The sequence below is a fragment of the Burkholderia sp. SIMBA_051 genome, assembly GCF_046534915.1.
Taxonomy (GTDB): Bacteria; Pseudomonadota; Gammaproteobacteria; order Burkholderiales; family Burkholderiaceae; genus Burkholderia; species Burkholderia ambifaria.
Genome location: NZ_JAWRXS010000002.1, coordinates 711,074 through 728,863, shown reverse-complemented (window position 1 = coordinate 728,863; position 17,790 = coordinate 711,074). Strand labels below are relative to the sequence as shown.

17 protein-coding genes are annotated in these 17,790 nt (G+C 68.7%); 13 read left to right on the top strand and 4 right to left on the bottom strand.

Features of this window, described 5'->3' with window-relative positions; genetic code table 11:
• Window positions 1-7 precede the first annotated feature (7 nt).
• From SB771_RS07340 to SB771_RS07325, 4 genes are all read left to right on the top strand, one after another.
• On the top strand, window positions 8-652 hold the full coding sequence (locus SB771_RS07340; RefSeq protein ID WP_126228585.1) for an alpha/beta hydrolase: 645 nt from the start codon (window positions 8-10) through the stop codon (window positions 650-652).
• Between the two features lie 515 nt (window positions 653-1,167).
• A complete protein-coding gene (locus SB771_RS07335; protein WP_105832949.1) occupies window positions 1,168-2,478 on the top strand; it encodes a D-alanyl-D-alanine carboxypeptidase family protein in 1,311 nt (436 codons plus the stop codon).
• A gap of 48 nt (window positions 2,479-2,526) precedes the next feature.
• Window positions 2,527-3,453, top strand: coding sequence for a D-amino acid aminotransferase (locus SB771_RS07330; RefSeq protein WP_175662484.1), 927 nt, complete (start codon window positions 2,527-2,529; stop codon window positions 3,451-3,453).
• The gene (locus SB771_RS07325; protein WP_006760320.1) at window positions 3,453-3,761 is read left to right on the top strand and encodes a YbeD family protein; all 309 of its coding nucleotides are present in this window, start codon (window positions 3,453-3,455) and stop codon (window positions 3,759-3,761) included. The genes SB771_RS07330 and SB771_RS07325 overlap by 1 nt, the downstream gene beginning before the upstream one ends.
• Here SB771_RS07325 and SB771_RS07320 read toward each other — a convergent pair.
• Window positions 3,745-4,731: a transcriptional regulator GcvA gene (locus tag SB771_RS07320; RefSeq protein WP_175662485.1), complete on the bottom strand. Its 987-nt coding sequence runs from the start codon at window positions 4,729-4,731 to the stop codon at window positions 3,745-3,747. The two genes, SB771_RS07325 and SB771_RS07320, sit on opposite strands and share 17 nt — an antisense overlap.
• Before the next feature lie 102 nt (window positions 4,732-4,833).
• Here SB771_RS07320 and SB771_RS07315 point away from each other — a divergent pair, with 102 nt between their 5' ends.
• The 3 genes from SB771_RS07315 to lipA all read left to right on the top strand — a co-directional run bounded on the left by SB771_RS07315 (window position 4,834) and on the right by lipA (window position 6,984).
• Window positions 4,834-5,160, top strand: a complete 327-nt coding sequence (locus SB771_RS07315; protein ID WP_165752088.1) for a DUF2917 domain-containing protein — start codon at window positions 4,834-4,836, stop codon at window positions 5,158-5,160.
• Between the two features lie 83 nt (window positions 5,161-5,243).
• On the top strand, window positions 5,244-5,999 hold the full coding sequence (gene lipB, locus SB771_RS07310) for a lipoyl(octanoyl) transferase LipB (RefSeq protein ID WP_012364793.1): 756 nt from the start codon (window positions 5,244-5,246) through the stop codon (window positions 5,997-5,999).
• Window positions 5,992-6,984: a lipoyl synthase gene (gene lipA, locus SB771_RS07305; RefSeq protein ID WP_006760316.1), complete on the top strand. Its 993-nt coding sequence runs from the start codon at window positions 5,992-5,994 to the stop codon at window positions 6,982-6,984. Before lipB ends, lipA begins: the two co-directional genes overlap by 8 nt.
• 26 nt (window positions 6,985-7,010) lie before the next feature.
• Here the strand turns inward: lipA and SB771_RS07300 are convergent, their stop codons facing one another.
• Entirely contained in the window at window positions 7,011-7,247 is a 237-nt protein-coding gene (locus tag SB771_RS07300) for a hypothetical protein (RefSeq protein WP_175662486.1), read from the bottom strand.
• On the opposite strand from SB771_RS07300, the gene tauA reads away from it, so the two are divergent.
• Genes tauA through SB771_RS07285 form a run of 3 tightly spaced genes read left to right on the top strand, consistent with a single transcriptional unit; the run spans window position 7,246 to window position 10,074 of the window.
• Window positions 7,246-8,262 carry a taurine ABC transporter substrate-binding protein gene (gene tauA / locus SB771_RS07295; RefSeq protein WP_175662487.1) on the top strand — a complete coding sequence of 339 codons (1,017 nt, stop codon included), beginning with the start codon at window positions 7,246-7,248 and terminating at the stop codon, window positions 8,260-8,262. The genes SB771_RS07300 and tauA overlap by 2 nt on opposite strands.
• Window positions 8,263-8,311: 49 nt before the next feature.
• Window positions 8,312-9,109: a taurine ABC transporter ATP-binding protein gene (locus SB771_RS07290; protein WP_175662488.1), complete on the top strand. Its 798-nt coding sequence runs from the start codon at window positions 8,312-8,314 to the stop codon at window positions 9,107-9,109.
• Window positions 9,109-10,074 carry an ABC transporter permease subunit gene (locus SB771_RS07285; RefSeq protein ID WP_175662520.1) on the top strand — a complete coding sequence of 322 codons (966 nt, stop codon included), beginning with the start codon at window positions 9,109-9,111 and terminating at the stop codon, window positions 10,072-10,074. The genes SB771_RS07290 and SB771_RS07285 overlap by 1 nt, the downstream gene beginning before the upstream one ends.
• 43 nt (window positions 10,075-10,117) lie before the next feature.
• On the opposite strand, the gene ggt is transcribed toward SB771_RS07285, so the two are convergent.
• Window positions 10,118-11,998, bottom strand: coding sequence for a gamma-glutamyltransferase (gene ggt, locus SB771_RS07280; RefSeq protein WP_175662489.1), 1,881 nt, complete (start codon window positions 11,996-11,998; stop codon window positions 10,118-10,120).
• 70 nt (window positions 11,999-12,068) lie between these two features.
• Complete coding sequence (locus SB771_RS07275; RefSeq protein ID WP_175662490.1) at window positions 12,069-13,031, bottom strand: LysR family transcriptional regulator; 963 nt, start codon at window positions 13,029-13,031, stop codon at window positions 12,069-12,071.
• A gap of 228 nt (window positions 13,032-13,259) precedes the next feature.
• Between SB771_RS07275 and SB771_RS07270 the strand changes: the two genes are divergently transcribed.
• The 3 genes from SB771_RS07270 to SB771_RS07260 are packed head-to-tail and all read left to right on the top strand — an operon-like array spanning window position 13,260 to window position 17,781.
• Complete coding sequence (locus SB771_RS07270) at window positions 13,260-15,395, top strand: 3-hydroxyacyl-CoA dehydrogenase NAD-binding domain-containing protein (RefSeq protein ID WP_175662491.1); 2,136 nt, start codon at window positions 13,260-13,262, stop codon at window positions 15,393-15,395.
• Between the two features lie 29 nt (window positions 15,396-15,424).
• On the top strand, window positions 15,425-16,621 hold the full coding sequence (locus SB771_RS07265; RefSeq protein ID WP_175662492.1) for an acyl-CoA dehydrogenase family protein: 1,197 nt from the start codon (window positions 15,425-15,427) through the stop codon (window positions 16,619-16,621).
• A gap of 14 nt (window positions 16,622-16,635) precedes the next feature.
• Window positions 16,636-17,781, top strand: a complete 1,146-nt coding sequence (locus tag SB771_RS07260) for an acyl-CoA dehydrogenase family protein (RefSeq protein ID WP_175662493.1) — start codon at window positions 16,636-16,638, stop codon at window positions 17,779-17,781.
• Window positions 17,782-17,790 lie beyond the last annotated feature (9 nt).

Genomic DNA, 17,790 nt, shown 5'->3' with positions numbered 1-17,790 from the left:
CGGCCGAATGAACGTTCATACGCAGAAGTCGCTGATCGCCGGCCCGGCCGGGCAGATCGAAATCGCGGTCGACCTGCCGGACGCCGTGCGTGAAGGCAGCGCCGCGCCGCGCGGGATCGCGCTCGTCGCGCACCCGCATCCGCTGTTCGGCGGCACGATGGACAACAAGGTCGCGCAAACGCTCGCGCGCACGCTGGTCCAGCTCAACTACGTGGTGTACCGGTCCAACTTCCGCGGTGTCGGCGCGACCGAGGGCGTGCACGACAACGGCATCGGCGAGGCCGACGACCTGCTCGCGGTGCTCGCGCACATGCGCGCGCAGCCGGCGCAGGCGGAGCTGCCGCTCGTGCTCGCGGGCTTCTCGTTCGGCACCTTCGTGCTGTCGCACGTCGCGAAGCGGCTGCGCGACGCGGGCGAGACGATCGAGCGGATCGTGTTCGTCGGTACGGCCGCGAGCCGCTGGCAGGTCGCCGACGTGCCCGAGAACACGCTCGTGATCCACGGCGAAACCGACGACACGGTGCCGATCGGATCGGTCTACGACTGGGCGCGGCCGCAGGAACTGCCGGTCGTCGTGATCCCCGGCGCCGAGCATTTCTTCCATCGCAAGCTGCATGTGCTGAAGCGCATCATCGTCGACGCGTGGCGTTGAAGCGTTGATACGTTGAAGCATCGATGCGTGTAGCGCGGCGCGCATCGTCGCGGCCGTCACCACGATGCCGCCGCTCGCGCGGCATCGCGTCGCACCGTATTGCACCGTGTCGAACCCGGTCGCACATGCCCGCCGCCGCCGCGCGGCGCCCCCTTCCCGCACCGCGCCCGCGCACGCATTTCGCGCGGCTTCGAGCGCGATTGTCCGCAGCGAAGCCGCGCCGTCCTCCCGAATCCCGCGTGCGGCCACCCGCACGGTTCGCGAAAACGTCGTTCGCGGCCACGTATAATGGCCGCATTTCGCGTCGCCCGCGGCCCGGCCGGGCCCATGCGGCGCTCGTTTCGCCGCCTGTCAGCCCGCTCGCGACGGCCGCGAACCGAACGCGTCCGCACGAGTCCAACCGGCGCGTTTCGCGCCGTCCGACGCAGTCGGACGAATGCCCGGAACGCCCGCCGCCTTGCCGTTCAACCCTGCGCGTTTCGCGCCGCACTTTCTGCCACCAGCCTGAATCGATCATGCGTCTGTCTCCCCAAGGCCTCAAGTCCCTCGCTTCTTCCATCGCCTTCGGCACCGCCGCGCGCAACGTCGCGCTGGGCGTGATGCTGCCCGTCGCGCTCGCATCGACGATCGTCGTCGCCGAGGCGAAGCCGGCCGCCAAGGCCAAGGCCGCGCACGCGGCGCCGGCCGCCGAGCAGTTCACCGGCGCGCCCGCGACCTTCATGCCGGGCGCGGTGCCGCCGCCGGGCGTGAATGCGCGCTCGTGGGTGCTCGTCGATGCGACGAGCAACACGGTGCTCGCATCGGGCAACGCCGACGAACGCGTCGAGCCCGCATCGCTCACGAAGCTGATGACGGCCTACCTGGTGTTCGAGGCGCTCGACAAGAAGAAGATCTCGATGGAGCAGATCATCACGCCGAGCGAGGCGGTGCGCCGCGTCGGCCTCGACGAGTCGCGCATGTTCATCGAGGCGAACAAGCCGGTGTCGGTGCACGACCTCGTGTACGGGATGATCATCCAGTCGGGCAACGACGCCGCGATCGCGCTGGCCGAACTGGTCGGCGGCAGCGAAGGGCAGTTCGTCACGCTGATGAACGCCGAGGCGCAGCGCCTCGGCATGAAGGGCACGCACTTCGCCGACGTGAACGGCATGCCCGATCCGAACCACTACACGACGGCCGGCGACCTCGCGAAGCTGTCCGCGCACCTGATCCGCGATTTTCCGCAGTACTACGGCATCTTCTCGGAGAAGGAATTCAAGTACAACAACATCCGCCAGGGCAACCGCAACCGGCTGCTGTGGCTGGATCCGACGGTCGACGGCCTGAAGACGGGCCACACGCAAGCGGCCGGCTACTGCCTGATCGCATCGGCCAAGCGCGCGATCCCGGGTGTCGACGGCCAGCGCCGTCTCGTGTCGGTGATGATGGGCGAGCCGAAGGAAGGCGAGCGCACGCAGGACAGCATGAAGATGCTGAACTACGGCTATAGCGCGTTCGACGCGGTGCGGCTGTTCAAGGGTGGCCAGGCGATGTCGACGCCGCGCGTCTACAAGGGCAAGGAGAACACCGTGCAGGTCGGCGTGAAGAGCGACCAGTGGGTGACCGTGCCGCGCGGCCTGGGCGACAAGGTGAAGCCGGAAGTCGACGTCAACGCGCCGCTGATCGCGCCGCTCGCGGAAGGCCAGCAGGTCGGTACCGTGAAGCTCGTCGCCGACGGCAAGACGCTGTCGGAGTTCCCGGTCGTCGCGCTGCAGCCGGTGCCGGAAGCGGGTATCTTCGGGCGTATCTGGGACTCGATCCTGCTGATGTTCAGCAAGAAGAAGTAAGCGCGACGGGCCTTTGTTTTCACGACTTCATCCCCATCTGGTATAGCTATGAGCCAAGCCGAATTCGAACCGATCGTCTACCTCAGCGTGTCGTCGCAGGAGGAACTGGTGCCGCTGTCGCAAGCCCGTGTGCCGGTGCTCGACCGCGGGTTCATCTTCGGCGATGGCGTGTATGAAGTTGTCCCCGTTTATGCGCACGACGGCGCGCACGTGCCGTTCCGGATCGAACAGCATCTGGACCGGCTCGCGCGCAGCCTGAAGAAGATCGGCATCGACAACCCGCACGACGCGGCCGGCTGGCGCGCGCTGATCGAGCGCCTGGTCGCCGCGAACGCGGAAGGCCTGGCCGACGGCAACGCGCTCGTCTACCTGCAGGTGACGCGCGGCGTCGCGAAGCGCGGTCATGCGTTCCCGGCGAATACGGTGCCGACGGTGTTCGCGATGACGAGCCCGCTGCGCCTGCCGTCGGACGACGAGCGCGCGCGCGGCGTGCGCTGCGTGACGGCCGAGGATCGCCGCTGGCTGCATTGCGACATCAAGTCGATTTCGTTGCTCGGCAACGTGCTGATGGCGCAGCATGCGGCCGAACGCGATGCGTTCGAGACGATCCAGCTGCGTGACGACAAGGTGACCGAAGGGTCGTCGTCGAACGTATGGATCGTGAAGAACGGCGAGCTGATGGCGCCGCCGCGCAGCAACAAGATCCTCGAGGGGATCCGCTACGCGCTCGTCGAGGAGCTGGCCAATCAATGCGGGATTCCGTTCGTCGCGCGTGAACTCAGCGAGGTCGAGCTGCGCTCGGCGGACGAGATCATGATCACGTCGGCCACGAAGGAAATCCTGCCTGTCACGTCGCTCGACGAACTGCCCGTGCAGGGCGGCAAGCCGGGCCCCGTGTTCGCGGCGTTGTACGACGCGTACCAGCGTGCGAAAGCGCGCGAGTTTGAACAGTTTGACCTAACCCGGAGGAAATGATGAGCGAACCGACCAAAACCATCGAGGTCACCGGCGCGATCGATACCCGGAAGGAGTCGCTGCTGGAGTTTCCGTGCGATTTCCCGATCAAGATCATGGGCAAGGCGCACCCGGAATTCAAGGACACGATCTTCAAGGTCGTGGCCGTCCACGACAACGAGATCGACGTGGAGAAGATCGAGGAGCGTGTGTCGAGCGGCGGTAATTACACCGGCCTCACGATCACCGTTCGCGCGACGAGCCAGGAACAGCTCGACAATATCTACCGCGCCTTGACCGGCCATCCGATGGTCAAGGTCGTACTCTAAGTCCCTTCCATCCGCCTTCCTGCGCGCACTCGGCGGGGGTCTTCCCCGCCGCGCGCCGCGCATCCAGTTCGTCGCACAGCAGCTTGAATTGCGCGACTTCCTCGAGCATCCACGCCCTGAATGCCTGCACGCGCGGCGCGTTCAGCAGCGGCGGCGGACACACGAAAAAATAGTGCCACGGGCTCGCCCCGTCGATGTCGAACAGGCGCACGAGGCGCCCGTCGAGCAGGTCGTGCACCGCCAGCGAGCGCCGCACCAGCGCGATGCCCTGGCCCTCGATCGCGGCCAGCAGCAGGTTCGACGAATCCTGATACAGAATCCCGCGTTTCGGCTCGGTCAGCGTGTCGAGCCCGGCCGCGTCGAACCACGGCCGCCACAGCTCGTCGTCCGATCGCAGCAGGTTGTAGTGCACGAGATCGGCGGGCGTCTGCGGCAGCTTGCCGCCGTTCAACGTCGGCGCGCACGCCGGAAAGAACACTTCGTCGAACAGCGGCTCGACGTGCAGCCCCGGATAGTTGCCGAAGCCGAAGCGGATCGCGAGGTCGACGTCGTCGCGCGCGAAATCGGTCAGATTGTTGGTCGACTGCAGTTCGACGTCGATTTCCGGATGCCGCTCGATGAACGTACCGATGCGCGGCGTGACGAAGCGCGCGGCGAACGACGACAGCATCGACACCACCAGCCGCCGGTCGCGGTCGCTTGCCCGCACCTCGCGCGTCGCGTCGGCCAGCATCATCAGCGCGGTGCGCACCTGCTGCGCGTAGCGCATGCCGGCGCCGGTCAGGCACAGCCGCTTGCCGTTGCGCGCGAACAATTGCACGCCCAGCTCCTCCTCGAGCGCGCGCACCTGATGGCTGACCGCGCCGTGCGTGACGAAGAGTTCGTCGGCGGCGCGCGAGAAATTCTCGTGACGTGCGGCGGCTTCGAACGCCCGAATGGCGTTCAGCGCAGGGAGCTGGCGGAGGTCCATTTGCTAATTTTCCTCACATCGACGTGAAAATTGGTCGTTTGGTCGGGCGCCTTTAAGTGACTACGATTGTAGCCATCGAAGCACTTATTGGCGGAGTCGATCATGCAAGAAATTTCTTCAAGCATCACATTCGAAATCCCGGCGGGCGAAACCGTGCCGATGAAGGTGCAACGCAGCACGCGTCTGACCGTGCAATGCGGGCCGGTGTGGGCGACGCGCAGCAACGACGTCGAAGACTACTTCCTGGTCGACGGCGAGACGCTGCGGCTGCGCCGCGGGGAGCGGCTGTGGCTCAGCGCGGAAAGCGGGCAGGGCGCACATGTGGCGTTCTCGGTGTCGCGGCCGGCCGCGGAAGTCGCGCGCGGCGTGCTGGCCCGGGTGCGCAACCGCGTGAATGCGCTGCTCCACGACGGCTGGCGCACCGTCTGACGCACCTTTCCTCCGACGGATCCTCGTGATCCGTCCCTTTCCCCGGCCGGCGAGACCCATGGGTTTTCGGTAAACTACCGCCCATGTCCGTCTCGCCGGTTCCCATCGTGTCCACGCCCGTCGCCGTTTCCGAATCGCCCGCCGGGTCTCCGGTTCAGCCCGCCGTGCCGGTCACCGTGCGCTGGCGGGGCAGCGAGGCGTACGAGACGAGCTTCGACGCGATGCGTGCGTTCACCGACACGCGCACGGCCGACACCGGCGACGAAATCTGGGTCGTCGAGCATCCGCCCGTCTACACGCTCGGCCAGGCCGGCGACCCGGCCCATCTGCTGGTGGCCGACAGCGGCGTGCCGCTCGTCAAGGTCGACCGCGGCGGACAAATCACCTACCACGGCCCCGGCCAGATCGTCGTCTACCTGCTGCTCGACCTGCGCCGGCGCAAGCTGATGGTGCGCACGCTCGTGACGAAGATCGAGGAGGCCGTGATCGAAACCCTCGCGGCGTATAATCTCGCTTCGGTCCGCAAGGCGGGCGCGCCGGGCATCTACGTGGCATCCGGCGTGCACGAAGGCGCGAAGATCGCGGCCCTTGGGCTGAAGATCCGCAACGGCTGCAGCTATCACGGGCTGAGCCTGAACGTGAAGATGGATCTGCGCCCGTTCCTTGCGATCAACCCGTGCGGCTATGCCGGACTGGAAACCGTCGACATGGCGAGCCTCGAGGTTGCCGCCGACTGGAACGACGTCGCCCACACGCTGGTGGGCCGTCTGATTGCCAACCTCGATGGCGAATCCGCGGCCGCCGACAAGCCGCAGGCACTGGAACATTCGAATGACTGACGTTACCGCTTCCCCCGCACCGGCCGATTCGGCCGCGACCGCAGCCTACGATCCGACCGCCAAGCAGAAGGCGCAGGCGAAGACGGCGCGCATTCCGATCAAGGTCATTCCGATCGAGAAGCTGAAGAAGCCGGAGTGGATCCGCGTGAAGGCGGCCACCGGCAGTTCGCGCTTCAACGAGATCAAGACGATCCTGCGCGAGCACAACCTGCATACGGTGTGCGAGGAAGCGAGCTGCCCGAACATCGGCGAATGCTTCGGCAAGGGCACCGCGACGTTCATGATCATGGGCGACAAGTGCACGCGCCGCTGCCCGTTCTGCGACGTCGGCCACGGCCGCCCCGATCCGCTCGACGCGGACGAACCGAAGAACCTCGCGCGCACCATCGCCGCGCTGAAGCTCAAGTACGTGGTGATCACGAGCGTCGACCGCGACGACCTGCGCGACGGCGGCGCGGCCCACTTCGTCGAGTGCATCCGCGAAGTGCGCGAGCAGTCGCCGGAAACGCGCATCGAGATCCTGACGCCGGACTTCCGCGGTCGTCTCGACCGTGCGATCTCGATCCTGAACGCGGCGCCGCCCGACGTGATGAACCACAACCTCGAAACGGTGCCGCGCCTGTACAAGGAAGCGCGCCCGGGTTCGGACTACGCGCACTCGCTGAAGCTCCTGAAGGACTTCAAGGCGCTGCATCCGGACGTCGCGACGAAGTCGGGCCTGATGGTCGGCCTCGGCGAGACGGAAGAGGAAATCCTGCAGGTGATGCGCGACCTGCGCGCGCACGACGTCGACATGCTGACGATCGGTCAGTACCTGCAGCCGTCGGAGCACCACCTGCCGGTGCGCGCGTACGTGCATCCGGATACGTTCAAGATGTACGAGGAAGAGGCGTACAAGATGGGCTTCACGCACGCGGCGGTTGGCGCGATGGTGCGTTCGAGCTATCACGCCGATCTGCAGGCTCATGGGGCAGGGGTGGTCTGAGCGCCGCATCCGCCTCTCTGCGGCAGTCACGCAGTCGAACAAAAGCCCGCAGCGATGCGGGCTTTTTCGTTGGCGCGGCTGCTGCTCTGCTCGCGCATGCGCACGACAATCGTCATCTGACCGGATGCGCGATCTGGTTCAGCGTGGAAAGCAAAGCTGAAACGGCATCGATAGCTTCGCAGGATAAGTTCGCTCCCGCCGCGCGCAAAGCTCCTATAGTCGGCTCTCTCGCAGCAATGCCCGCATTCGAAGGAGAGCCGCATGCACCGTTTCCGCTTCATCCGCCGCGCCGTCGTCGCGCTGACCGCCTTTGCCGCGCTCGGCGCGGCGCACGCCGAATCGCGCGAAGTCGTGATCGCGTACCAGGACATGGTCGTGCCGTGGCGCTACGCGCAGGCGAGCGGTGAAGTGGAGAAGGCGACCGGCTACAAGGTCACGTTCCGCAAGCTCGATAGCGGCGCCGACGTGATCCGTGCGCTCGCGTCGGGCTCCGTGCAGCTCGGCGAGGCCGGCTCCAGCCCGATCGCGGCCGGCCTGTCGCAAGGGCTCGACATCTCGCTGTTCTGGGTGCTCGACAACATCAACGACGCCGAGGCGCTCGTCGCGCGCAACGGCGCCGGCGTGACCAGCATCGCCGCGCTGAAGGGCAGGAAGATCGGCGTGCCGTTCGTGTCGACGTCACATTTCCATACGCTCGTCGCGCTGCAGGCCGCCGGCGTGAATCCGAACGACGTGAAGATCGTCAACCTGCGTCCGCCCGAGGTCGCGGCCGCCTGGACGCGCGGTGACATCGACGCGACCTACATCTGGGATCCGGTGCTCGCGAAGGTCAAGCAGTCGGGCACCGTGCTGACGACGTCGGGCCGGGTCGCGAAGGAAAGCGGCAAGGCGACCTTCGACGGCTTCGTCGTGAGCCGCAAGTTCGCACGCGAGAATCCCGAGTTCGTCGCGCGCTTCGTGAAGGTGCTCGCGGCAGCCGACGCCGATTACCGCGCGCACACCGCCGCGTGGCAGGCCGGCTCGCCGCAGGTCGCGGCGGTCGCGAAGGTGTCGGGCGCGAACGCGCAGGACGTGCCGGCAAGCCTCGCGCTCTACGCGTTCCCGACGCCGGCCGAGCAGGCGTCGCCGACGTGGCTCGGCGGCGGTGCGCAGTCGGGCGCCGCGAAGTCGCTCGCGGCCACCGCTGCGTTCCTGAAATCGCAGGGCACGATCCAGGCGGTGCTCGCCGACTACTCGGTCGGCGTCGATCCGCAGTTCGTTCGGAAGGCTGCGCGCTGAGCGCGGTAGTTCAGGCATCCCAGGCCACTCATCGCGGAGCCCCTCGATCATGAGCACGCTGGAAGTCCGTCAGGTATCGGTCTCTTATCCGGGCGAACGCGGTCGGCCGACGACGCAGGCACTCGCGCGCGTCGACCTGCGCATCGACTCCGGCGAATTCGTCGTCGCGCTCGGCGCGTCGGGGTGCGGGAAGACGACGTTGCTGAACTGCATGGCCGGCTTCGTCGCGCCGACGACGGGCGACGTGCGCGTCGATGGCGTGCCGGTCACGGGTCCCGGCGCCGATCGCGGCGTCGTGTTCCAGAAATACGCGTTGCTGCCGTGGCTCGACGTGCTCGGGAACGTCGCGCTCGGGCTGCGTTTCGCACGCGTGTCGAAGTCCGAACGCGAAGCGCGCTCGCGCGAGATGCTCGCGCTCGTCGGCCTCGAGCGCCATGCGCATGCGCGCGTATACGAACTGTCGGGCGGCATGCAGCAGCGGGTCGGCATCGCGCGTGCGCTCGCGAGCGATCCGCGCGTGCTGCTGATGGACGAACCGATGGGTGCGCTCGACGCGATGACGCGCGGCACGATGCAGGCGCTCGTACTCGACGTGTGGGCGCGTACCGGCAAGACGGTGTTCTTCATCACGCACGACGTCGAGGAGGCGCTGTTCCTCGCGACGCGCCTCGTCGTGATGACGCCCGGCCCCGGCCGCATCGCGGAAACCTTCGAGCTGCCGTTCGCGCGGCGCTACGTCGAATCGCGCGATGCGCGCGCGGTGAAGTCGTCGCCGGATTTCATCGAATGGCGCGAGCGGCTCATCGCGTACCTGCATCGCGACGAGGCGGTCGCGCAGACCGCGTGATGCATGAGTTCGCGCGGCAGGGCGCGTCCGTCGGGCGCGGCCGGATCAGACCATTGCACAGGCAGGACGACATGAGCACGCAGAGTTCGCGGGCGGCCGATCGAGCGGCCGCGGAGTTCGGGCAGGATCGGCGCGCGACGCAGCGTCGCCTCGCGGCGCGGCCCGCGCGCGCATCGCATCGCTACCGGTTGCCGGGGCAGGGCAGGACGGCGGCCTTGAGCGCGGCCACGGTCGCGGCGCTGGCCGTGCTGTGGTGGGTCGCGACGCATCGGCAGTGGCTGCCGCCGCTGTTCCTGCCTGCGCCGGAAGCGGTGTGGGCGGCGTTCGTCGACGCGTGGCACGGCCGCATCCAGGGCGGCCAGCCGTTGTCGGAGCATCTGTTGTGGAGTGCCGCGCGCGTGTTCGGCGCGTTCGTGCTCGCGGCCGCGATCGGCGTGCCGGCCGGCATCCTGATGGGCGTGAGCCGCATCGCGCGCGGCGTGCTCGATCCGCTGCTGGAGTTCTACCGGCCGCTGCCGCCGCTCGCGTACCTGCCGCTCGTCGTGATCTGGTTCGGCATCGACGAGACGGCGAAGCTGGTCGTGATCTTCCTCGCGTGTTTCGCGCCGATCGCGATGGCCGCACGCGCGGGCGTGCGCGCGGCGACGGTCGAGCAGATCAATGCCGCGTATTCGCTCGGCGGCAGCTTCGCGCAGATCGTGCGTCACGTCGTGCTGCCGGCCGCGCTGCCGGAAATCCTCACCGGGCTGCGGATCGCGATCGGGTTCGGCTGGACGACGCTCGTCGCGGCCGAGATGGTCGCCGCGACGGCCGGGCTCGGGCAGATGGTGCTCAATGCGTCGAGCTTCCTGCGCACCGATATCGTCGTGATGGGCATCCTGATCATCGGCGCGATCGCGTGGCTGTTCGATCTCGCGATGAGGTGGGTCGAGCGGCGGGTGGTGCCGTGGAAGGGGCGGGGGTGACGCGAAGCAGGCGGCGCATGCGCGCCGCCGCTACCGGCCAGCCTCAATCCCCCATCGCATTCCCTTCGCGCCGCGGATCCGCGCCGCCGAACCACACCGTCTGCCCCTGCACGTTCAGCCGCTGGATCCCCTGCAGTCCCGAGTTCATCTCGACGACCTGCACGTCGTGCCCGCGTCCCTTCAGCCCGTCGACGAGCGCGTCGGACACGCGGCCGCGCTCGAGCTGCGTCGGCCCGTTCGTCGACCCGACGTTCGGCAGCGCGATCGCCTGCTGCATCGTCATCCCCCAGTCGAGCACGCCGATCAGCGTTTTCGCGACGTGGTTGATGATCGCGGGGCCGCCGGCCGAACCGACGATCATCGTCACCTGCTTCGTCTTCTGGTCGAACACGAGTTCCGGCGACATCGCGGAGCGCGGCCGCTTGCCGGGTTGCACGCGGTTCGCGACCGGCCGGCCGTTCTCGCTCGACACGAACGAGAAATCGGTGAGCTGGTTGTTCAGCATGAAGCCGCGCACCATCAGCCGCGAACCGAACGCGTCCTCGACGCTGGTCGTCATCGACAGCGCCTGACCGTAGCGGTCGACGATCGCGATGTCGGAGGTCGACGGCAATTCGGGGCTGCGGTCGTCGGCCAGCGCGAGCGCCGCGCCCTGCGGCGTGCCGGCCTGCGCGACGCCCATGCTGTTGTCGCCGATCAGGCGCGCACGCTGCGCGAGATAGGTCTTGTCGGTGAGGCTCGCCCAGCTGCCGCCCGGCAGCGGCGCGAAATCGGGATCGGCGACGTAGCGCGCGCGGTCCGCGTACGCGAGGCGGCCGGCCTCGCTGAACAGATGCGCGGCGAACGGCGTCGGCTCGTAGCCGACCTCGTTGCGCACCGGCTTCTGCGCGCCGATCTGCTGCCAGTCGGGCATCGCCTCGAGGATGCCGAGCATCTGCGCGATCGCGAGGCCGCCCGACGACGGCGGCGGCATCCCGCACACCACCGAGCGCCGGTAGTCGGTACACAGCGGCGCACGTACCTTCGCCTTGTAGCGCGCGAGATCCTGCAGCGACAGCAGACCCGGATTGGTCGGGTGCTTGCGCACCTTCGCGACGATGTCGCGCGCGATTGCGCCGGTGTAGAACGCGTTCGCGCCGCGGTCGGCGACCTGGCGCAGCACGGTCGCGAGCGCGGGGTTCTTCAGCACGGTGCCGGCCGCCTTCGGCGTGCCGTCGTCGTTGTAGAAGTACGCGCGCGCGGCCGGGTCGTTCATCAGGTACTTGTCGTTCGCGATCAGCATCGCCAGCCGCGGGCTGATCGTGAAGCCGTGCTCGGCGAGCCGGATCGCGGGCTGGAACAGCCGGCGCCACGGCAGCTTGCCGTGCGCGCGATGCGCGGCGTCGAGCATCCGCAGCACGCCCGGCGTGCCGACCGAGCGCCCGCCGACGACACCTTCGTAGAAGCGCATCGGCTGGCCGGTCGGGCCGTAGAACAGGCGGTCGGTCGCGGCGGCCGGCGCGGTCTCGCGGCCGTCGTACGCCTGCGTCGCGTGGCCGTCGAAGTACAGCATGAACGCGCCGCCGCCGAGCCCCGACGATTGCGGCTCGACGAGCGCGAGCACCATTTGCGTCGCGATCGCCGCGTCGATCGCGGTGCCGCCGGCCTTCAGCATGTCGTAGCCGGCCTGCGTCGCGAGCGGGTTCGCGGCCGCGATCATCGCGTGCTGCGCGGTCCAGCCCGGCTTGTCGGTCCAGCCCGACGACAGTTCGGGCGCATGAACGCCGGGCAGCGGCACCGCGGCGCCCGATGCGGCGGCGACCGGGACGACGGCGCCCGACGGCGCGGACGGTGACGTGCAGCCGGCACCGAAGGCGACGAGTGCGAATGCGACTGCGGCGGCGAGCGTCCAGGGACGCGAATGCGGACGAATCCGGTCGAACATTGAACCCTCGGCAACGGTGAATTCGAAGGCGGCGGCGTGTGCGCGGCACGCGCCCCGCACGGGCGGCGCGCTATTGTCGCCGTGCGGGCGGCGGGTTGTCATCCGACAGGAAACCCTGACGCATCGCGCCCGGCCCGCCCCGGCCGGTCTTTCCGGCCTGTTCGAGGATGAACTCTATGAACGTTGCGGTCGCACGCGTGTGGTGCCGGTTCGGCATGTACAGCATGTACATGTGCGTGCCGAAGATGCTGAGCCGGTACGCGTCGAGCGACGTGACGACCGTGCTGCGCCGCATGTCGTCCTGCACCACGTAGTCGGGCACGATGCCGACGCCGATCCCGGCGAGGATCGCCTGGCGCAGAAACAGGAAGTTCTCCGAAATCAGCGTCGGCTCGAGCAGCACCTCGTGGCGCTCGTCGCCGAGATACGCGGCGATCCGCAACTGCCGCCCCATCACCGTCGCGGTGACGACCGGCGCGGCGGCCAGCGCGCCGAGGCTCGCCGGCATGCCGTGCGCGGCCGCGAACGCGGCCGACGCGCACGCCACGTAGCGCACCGCCCCCATGTCGCGCGCGACGAGGTTCTGCGGCGGCTCCGGCATCACGCGCACCGCGATGTCGATCTCGTCGCGCATGAGGTCTTCCACGCGATTCTCGAACACCACGTCGAGCACGATGCCCGGATGCAGCCGCTTGAACGCGAGCAGCCAGTCGGACATCACCATCTGCCCGTAGCCGCTCGGCACCGACAGCCGCACGCGGCCCTGCAGGTCCTGGCCGAGCGTCGTCACCGACTCCTGCGCGGCGAGCAGTTCGTTGCGGATGCGCCGGCCGTGCTCGTACAGCTTCAGCCCGATCTCGGTCGGCTCGATGCGGCGCGTCGTGCGGCGCACGAGCTGCTGGCCGATCGAGCGTTCGAGCTGGTTCAGCCGGTAGCTGACGTTCGCGCGACTCACCTTGAGCCGCTGCGCGGCCTTGCTCAGATTGCCTGCGTCGAGGATCTCGACGAGCAGCGTCAGCGCGTTCAGGTCCATGTCCGGTGTCTCCTGATCCGTCCCGTTTAACGGTTCGAAAGCATTCAATGTCAAGTCAGACTTGACAGCTTGTAAAGCCATGCGGGAATTGTCAATGAATCTCGATCAATCGAGAATCGAGTCATCCCCGGCAACCACGCCGGATCGTTTCCCGCCGCGCGGGAGCGCGGAACCGGCGCCGCCGGCCCGTCCCGCGGCTGCCGCCCGGCGTACCGCACTGGAGACACGATGCATTCAACCGCTTCCCCCGAACCCTCCCGCGCCGGCACCGTCACGCGCGAACGCCGCGACAAGGTGCTCGTCGTCACGATCGACCATCCGCCCGTCAACGCGTTGTCCGCCGACGTGCGGCGTGGCCTGGCCGACGCGCTCGACGCCGCGCAGACCGACGACGCGATCCGCGCGGTGCTGATCGTCGGCGCCGGCCGCAACTTCATCGCGGGCGCCGACATCCGCGAATTCGGCAAGCCGCCGGTGCCGCCGTCGCTGCCCGACGTATGCGAGCGAATCGAGTCGAGCGCGAAGCCGGTCGTGGTCGCGCTGCACGGCGCGACGCTCGGCGGCGGCCTCGAGGTCGCGCTCGCCGCGCATTACCGGCTCGCGGTGCCCGGCGCGAAGCTGGGGCTGCCCGAAGTCACGCTCGGCCTGCTGCCCGGCGCGGGCGGCACGCAGCGCGCGCCGCGCCTGATCGGCGCGAAGGCCGCGCTCGACCTGATGCTGACGGGGCGTCACGCGAGCGCCGACGAAGCGCTCGCGCTCGGCCTCGTCGACCGCCTCGCGCACAGCGACGACACGCTTGCCGAAGGCCTGGCCTATGCGCAGGAACTCGTGTCGCTCGGCGCGCCGGCACGGCGCACGCGCGATGCGCGGGGGCTCGCCGATCGCGCGAGCGCGCAGGCCGCGATCGACGCCGCGCGCGCCGACGTGCCGAAGAAGTCGCGTGGCCTGTTCTCGCCGGCGAAGATCGTCGACGCGGTCGAGGCCGCGCTCACGCAGTCGTTCGACGCGGGGATGAAGCTCGAACGCAGCCTGTTCCTGCAATGCATCGACAGCCCGCAGCGCGCGGGCCTCGTGCACGCGTTCTTCGCGGAGCGTGAGGCGGCGAAGGCGCCCGAGGCGCGCCGCGCGAGCGCGCGTCCGGTCGAGCGGATCGGCGTGGTCGGCGGCGGCACGATGGGCGCGGGAATCGCGGTCGCGGCGCTCGATGCCGGGCTGCCCGTGACGATGATCGAGCGCGACGAGGCGGCGCTCGCACGCGGGCGCGCGCACGTCGAGAAGGTCTACGACGGTCTCGTCGCGAAGGGCCGGATGACGCCGGCCGCGCATGCGGCGCGGCTCGCGCGCTTCAAGGGCAGCACGTCGTACGACGCGCTCGCGCAGGCCGACGTCGTGATCGAGGCCGTGTTCGAGGACATGGCCGTCAAGAAGGCGGTGTTCGCCGAACTCGCGCGCGTATGCAAGCCGGGCGCGGTGCTCGCGACCAACACGTCGTATCTCGACATCGACGAACTGGCGGCCAGCATCGACCGGCCGGCCGACGTGATCGGCCTGCATTTCTTCTCGCCGGCTAACGTGATGAAGCTGCTCGAGATCGTCGTGCCGGCACGCGTGAGCGCGGAGGTCGTCGCGACGGCGTTCGCGCTCGCGAAGCAGCTGAAGAAGACGCCGGTGCGCGCGGGCGTGTGCGACGGCTTCATCGGCAACCGGATCCTCGCGGTCTACCGCACCGCGGCCGACTACCTGATGGAGGACGGCGCGTCGCCGTATCAGATCGATCGCGCGGTGCGCGACTTCGGCTTCCCGATGGGACCGTTCCAGGTCGTCGACCTCGCGGGCGGCGACATCGGCTGGGCGACCCGCAAGCGCCGCGCGGCGACGCGCGACCCGCGCGCGCGCTACGTGGAAATTTCCGACCGGCTGTGTGAGCGCGGCTGGTTCGGGCAGAAGACCGCGCGCGGCTACTACCTGTATCCGGACGGCGCGCGCGTCGGCACGCCGGACCCGGAAGTCGAGGCCATCGTCGCCGACGAGCGCACGAAGAAGGGCATCATGCCGCGCGCGTTCAGCGACGACGAGATCCTGCGCCGCTACCTCGCCGCGCTGATCAACGAAGGCGCGAACGTCGTGCACGAGAAGATCGCGCTGCGCCCGCTCGACGTCGACGCGGTGTTCCTGCACGGCTACGGCTTCCCGCGTTATCGCGGCGGCCCGATGCACTACGCGGACACGGTCGGCCTGGCGAACGTACTCGCCGACATTCGCGCGTTCGCGAACGAGGATCCGCTGTTCTGGAAGCCTTCGCCGCTGATCGTCGAGCTGGTCGAGCGCGGCGCGGATTTCGCGAGCCTGAACCACATCGACTGAACGCCCACCGCCTTCGCAACGGACTTACGATGGACCTCAATTTCACTCCCGAAGAGGAAGCGTTCCGCGCCGACGTGCAGCGCTTTCTCGCCGCCGAACTGCCGGCGCGCACCGCGCGCAAGGTGAAGGGCGGCCTGCATCTGACGCGCGACGACATGCGCGAATGGCACGCGATCCTGAACGCCCGCGGCTGGCTCGCGAGCCACTGGCCGCGCGAGTTCGGCGGCCCCGGCTGGAGCGTCGCGCAGAAGTTCCTGTTCGACAACGAATGCGCGCTCGCGGGCGCGCCGCGCATCGTCCCGTTCGGCGTCAACATGCTCGGGCCCGTGCTGATCAAGTACGGCAGCGAAGCGCAGCAGCGCCACTGGCTGCCGCGCATCCTCGACGGCACCGACTGGTGGTGCCAGGGCTATTCGGAGCCGGGCGCCGGTTCCGATCTCGCGTCGGTGAAGACGAGCGCGGTGCGTCACGGCGATCACTACGTCGTGAACGGTCAGAAGACATGGACCACGCTCGGTCACTACGCGAACATGATCTTCTGTCTCGTGCGCACCGCGACCGACGTGCGCAAGCAGGAGGGCATCAGCTTCCTGCTGATCGACATGAACACGCCGGGTGTCGAGGTGCGTCCGATCATCACGTTCGACGGCGAGCACGAGGTGAACGAAGTGTTCTTCACCGACGTGCGCGTGCCCGTGGAGAACCTGGTCGGCGAAGAGAACCGCGGCTGGACCTGCGCGAAATACCTGCTCACGTACGAACGCACCAACATCGCCGGCATCGGCTTCTCGACGGCCGCGCTCGAGCGGCTGCGCGCGGTGGCCGCGAAGGTCACGAAGAACGGCCGGCCGCTCGCGGACGATCCGTTCTTCGCGGCGCGCGTCGCGCGCGTCGAGATCGAGCTCGAGAACATGCGCACGACCAACCTGCGCGTGCTGGCCGCGGTCGCGGGCGGCGGCGTGCCGGGGGCCGAGAGCTCGATGCTGAAGATCCGCGGCACGCAGATCCGCCAGGAGATCACCGCGCTGATGCGCCGCGCGATGGGGCCGTACGCGCAGCCGTTCGTCGAGGACGCGCTCGACGGCGATCACGACGGCGAGCCGGTCGGCCCGGAGGAGGCCGCGAGCGCCGCGCAGCAGTACTTCAACAACCGCAAGCTGTCGATCTTCGGCGGCTCGAACGAGATCCAGAAGAACATCATCGCGAAGATGATGCTCGGGCTGTAACGAGGGACGCGACGATGGATTTCCAGCACACAGAAGACCGCCGGATGCTGGCGGACACGTTGAACCGCTTCATCGCCGAACGGTACGCGTTCCCGGTGCGCGATCGCATCGCGCAGTCGGCCGACGGGTTCGATCGCACGATGTGGCAGCGCTTCGCCGAACTCGGCGCAGTCGGCGCGCTGTTCGCCGAGGCCGACGGCGGCTTCGGCGGCGCGGGCTTCGACATCGCCGTGGTGTTCGAATGCCTCGGGCGCGGGCTCGTCGTCGAGCCATTCCTCGGCGCGCTGCTCGCCGGCCGCGCGCTGTCGCTCGCCGGCGCCGCCGCGCATCGCGAGCGGCTTGCCGCGCTGATCGACGGCAGCGCGAGCGCCGCGTTCGCGCACGACGAGCCGGGCTCGCACTACGAACTGACGACGGTGCGCACACGCGCCGAGCGTGTCGGCGACGGCTGGGTGCTGACGGGCGAGAAGGGCGTCGTCGATCAGGCCGCGCAGGCGGCGTTCTTCGTCGTCAGCGCGCGCGTGTCTGGTCACGACGACGACGCGGCCGGCATCGGCCTGTTCGTCGTGCCGGCCGACGCGCCGGGCGTGTCGCTGCGCGACTACCGGAAAATCGATGGCGGCCGCGCGGCCGAAGTGCGTTTCGAGCGTGTCGCGCTGCCGGCCGATGCCGCGCTCGGCGGGCCGGATGCGCACGACGGCGAAGCGGGCGCCGCGCTGCTCGAACGCGTGCTCGGCTACGGGCTGCTCGCGCTGTCGGCCGAAGCGCTCGGCGCGATGGACGTCGCGAAGGAATACACGCTCGACTACCTGCGCACGCGCAAGCAGTTCGGGATGCCGATCGGCAGCTTCCAGGCGCTGCAGCACCGGATGGCCGACCTGCTGCTCGAAGTCGAGCAGGCGCGCTCGGCGGTGATCAACGCGGCCGCGCAGCTCGATGCGCCGCGTGCGGTGCGCGAGCGCGCGCTCGCGGCGGCCAAGTACAGCATCGGCCGGATCGGCACGCTGGTCGCCGAGGAAAGCATCCAGCTGCACGGCGGGATCGGGATGACGTGGGAGCTGCCGCTGTCGCACTACGCGAAGCGGCTGGTGATGATCGATCACCAGCTCGGAGACGAGGACCATCATCTCGCGCGCTATATCGCGCTGTCGAAACAGTAAAGAACAACG

What these genes read in the sequence shown, in the direction of transcription:
- SB771_RS07340 (WP_126228585.1), top strand. Translation starts at nt 8, where the DNA reads ATGAACGTTCATACGCAGAAGTCGCTGATCGCCGGCCCGGCCGGGCAG.
- SB771_RS07335 (WP_105832949.1), top strand. Translation starts at nt 1,168, where the DNA reads ATGCGTCTGTCTCCCCAAGGCCTCAAGTCCCTCGCTTCTTCCATCGCC.
- SB771_RS07330 (WP_175662484.1), top strand. Translation starts at nt 2,527, where the DNA reads ATGAGCCAAGCCGAATTCGAACCGATCGTCTACCTCAGCGTGTCGTCG.
- SB771_RS07325 (WP_006760320.1), top strand. Translation starts at nt 3,453, where the DNA reads ATGAGCGAACCGACCAAAACCATCGAGGTCACCGGCGCGATCGATACC.
- SB771_RS07320 (WP_175662485.1), bottom strand. Translation starts at nt 4,731, where the DNA reads ATGGACCTCCGCCAGCTCCCTGCGCTGAACGCCATTCGGGCGTTCGAA.
- SB771_RS07315 (WP_165752088.1), top strand. Translation starts at nt 4,834, where the DNA reads ATGCAAGAAATTTCTTCAAGCATCACATTCGAAATCCCGGCGGGCGAA.
- lipB (WP_012364793.1), top strand. Translation starts at nt 5,244, where the DNA reads ATGTCCGTCTCGCCGGTTCCCATCGTGTCCACGCCCGTCGCCGTTTCC.
- lipA (WP_006760316.1), top strand. Translation starts at nt 5,992, where the DNA reads ATGACTGACGTTACCGCTTCCCCCGCACCGGCCGATTCGGCCGCGACC.
- tauA (WP_175662487.1), top strand. Translation starts at nt 7,246, where the DNA reads ATGCACCGTTTCCGCTTCATCCGCCGCGCCGTCGTCGCGCTGACCGCC.
- SB771_RS07300 (WP_175662486.1), bottom strand. Translation starts at nt 7,247, where the DNA reads ATGCGGCTCTCCTTCGAATGCGGGCATTGCTGCGAGAGAGCCGACTAT.
- SB771_RS07290 (WP_175662488.1), top strand. Translation starts at nt 8,312, where the DNA reads ATGAGCACGCTGGAAGTCCGTCAGGTATCGGTCTCTTATCCGGGCGAA.
- SB771_RS07285 (WP_175662520.1), top strand. Translation starts at nt 9,109, where the DNA reads ATGCATGAGTTCGCGCGGCAGGGCGCGTCCGTCGGGCGCGGCCGGATC.
- ggt (WP_175662489.1), bottom strand. Translation starts at nt 11,998, where the DNA reads ATGTTCGACCGGATTCGTCCGCATTCGCGTCCCTGGACGCTCGCCGCC.
- SB771_RS07275 (WP_175662490.1), bottom strand. Translation starts at nt 13,031, where the DNA reads ATGGACCTGAACGCGCTGACGCTGCTCGTCGAGATCCTCGACGCAGGC.
- SB771_RS07270 (WP_175662491.1), top strand. Translation starts at nt 13,260, where the DNA reads ATGCATTCAACCGCTTCCCCCGAACCCTCCCGCGCCGGCACCGTCACG.
- SB771_RS07265 (WP_175662492.1), top strand. Translation starts at nt 15,425, where the DNA reads ATGGACCTCAATTTCACTCCCGAAGAGGAAGCGTTCCGCGCCGACGTG.
- SB771_RS07260 (WP_175662493.1), top strand. Translation starts at nt 16,636, where the DNA reads ATGGATTTCCAGCACACAGAAGACCGCCGGATGCTGGCGGACACGTTG.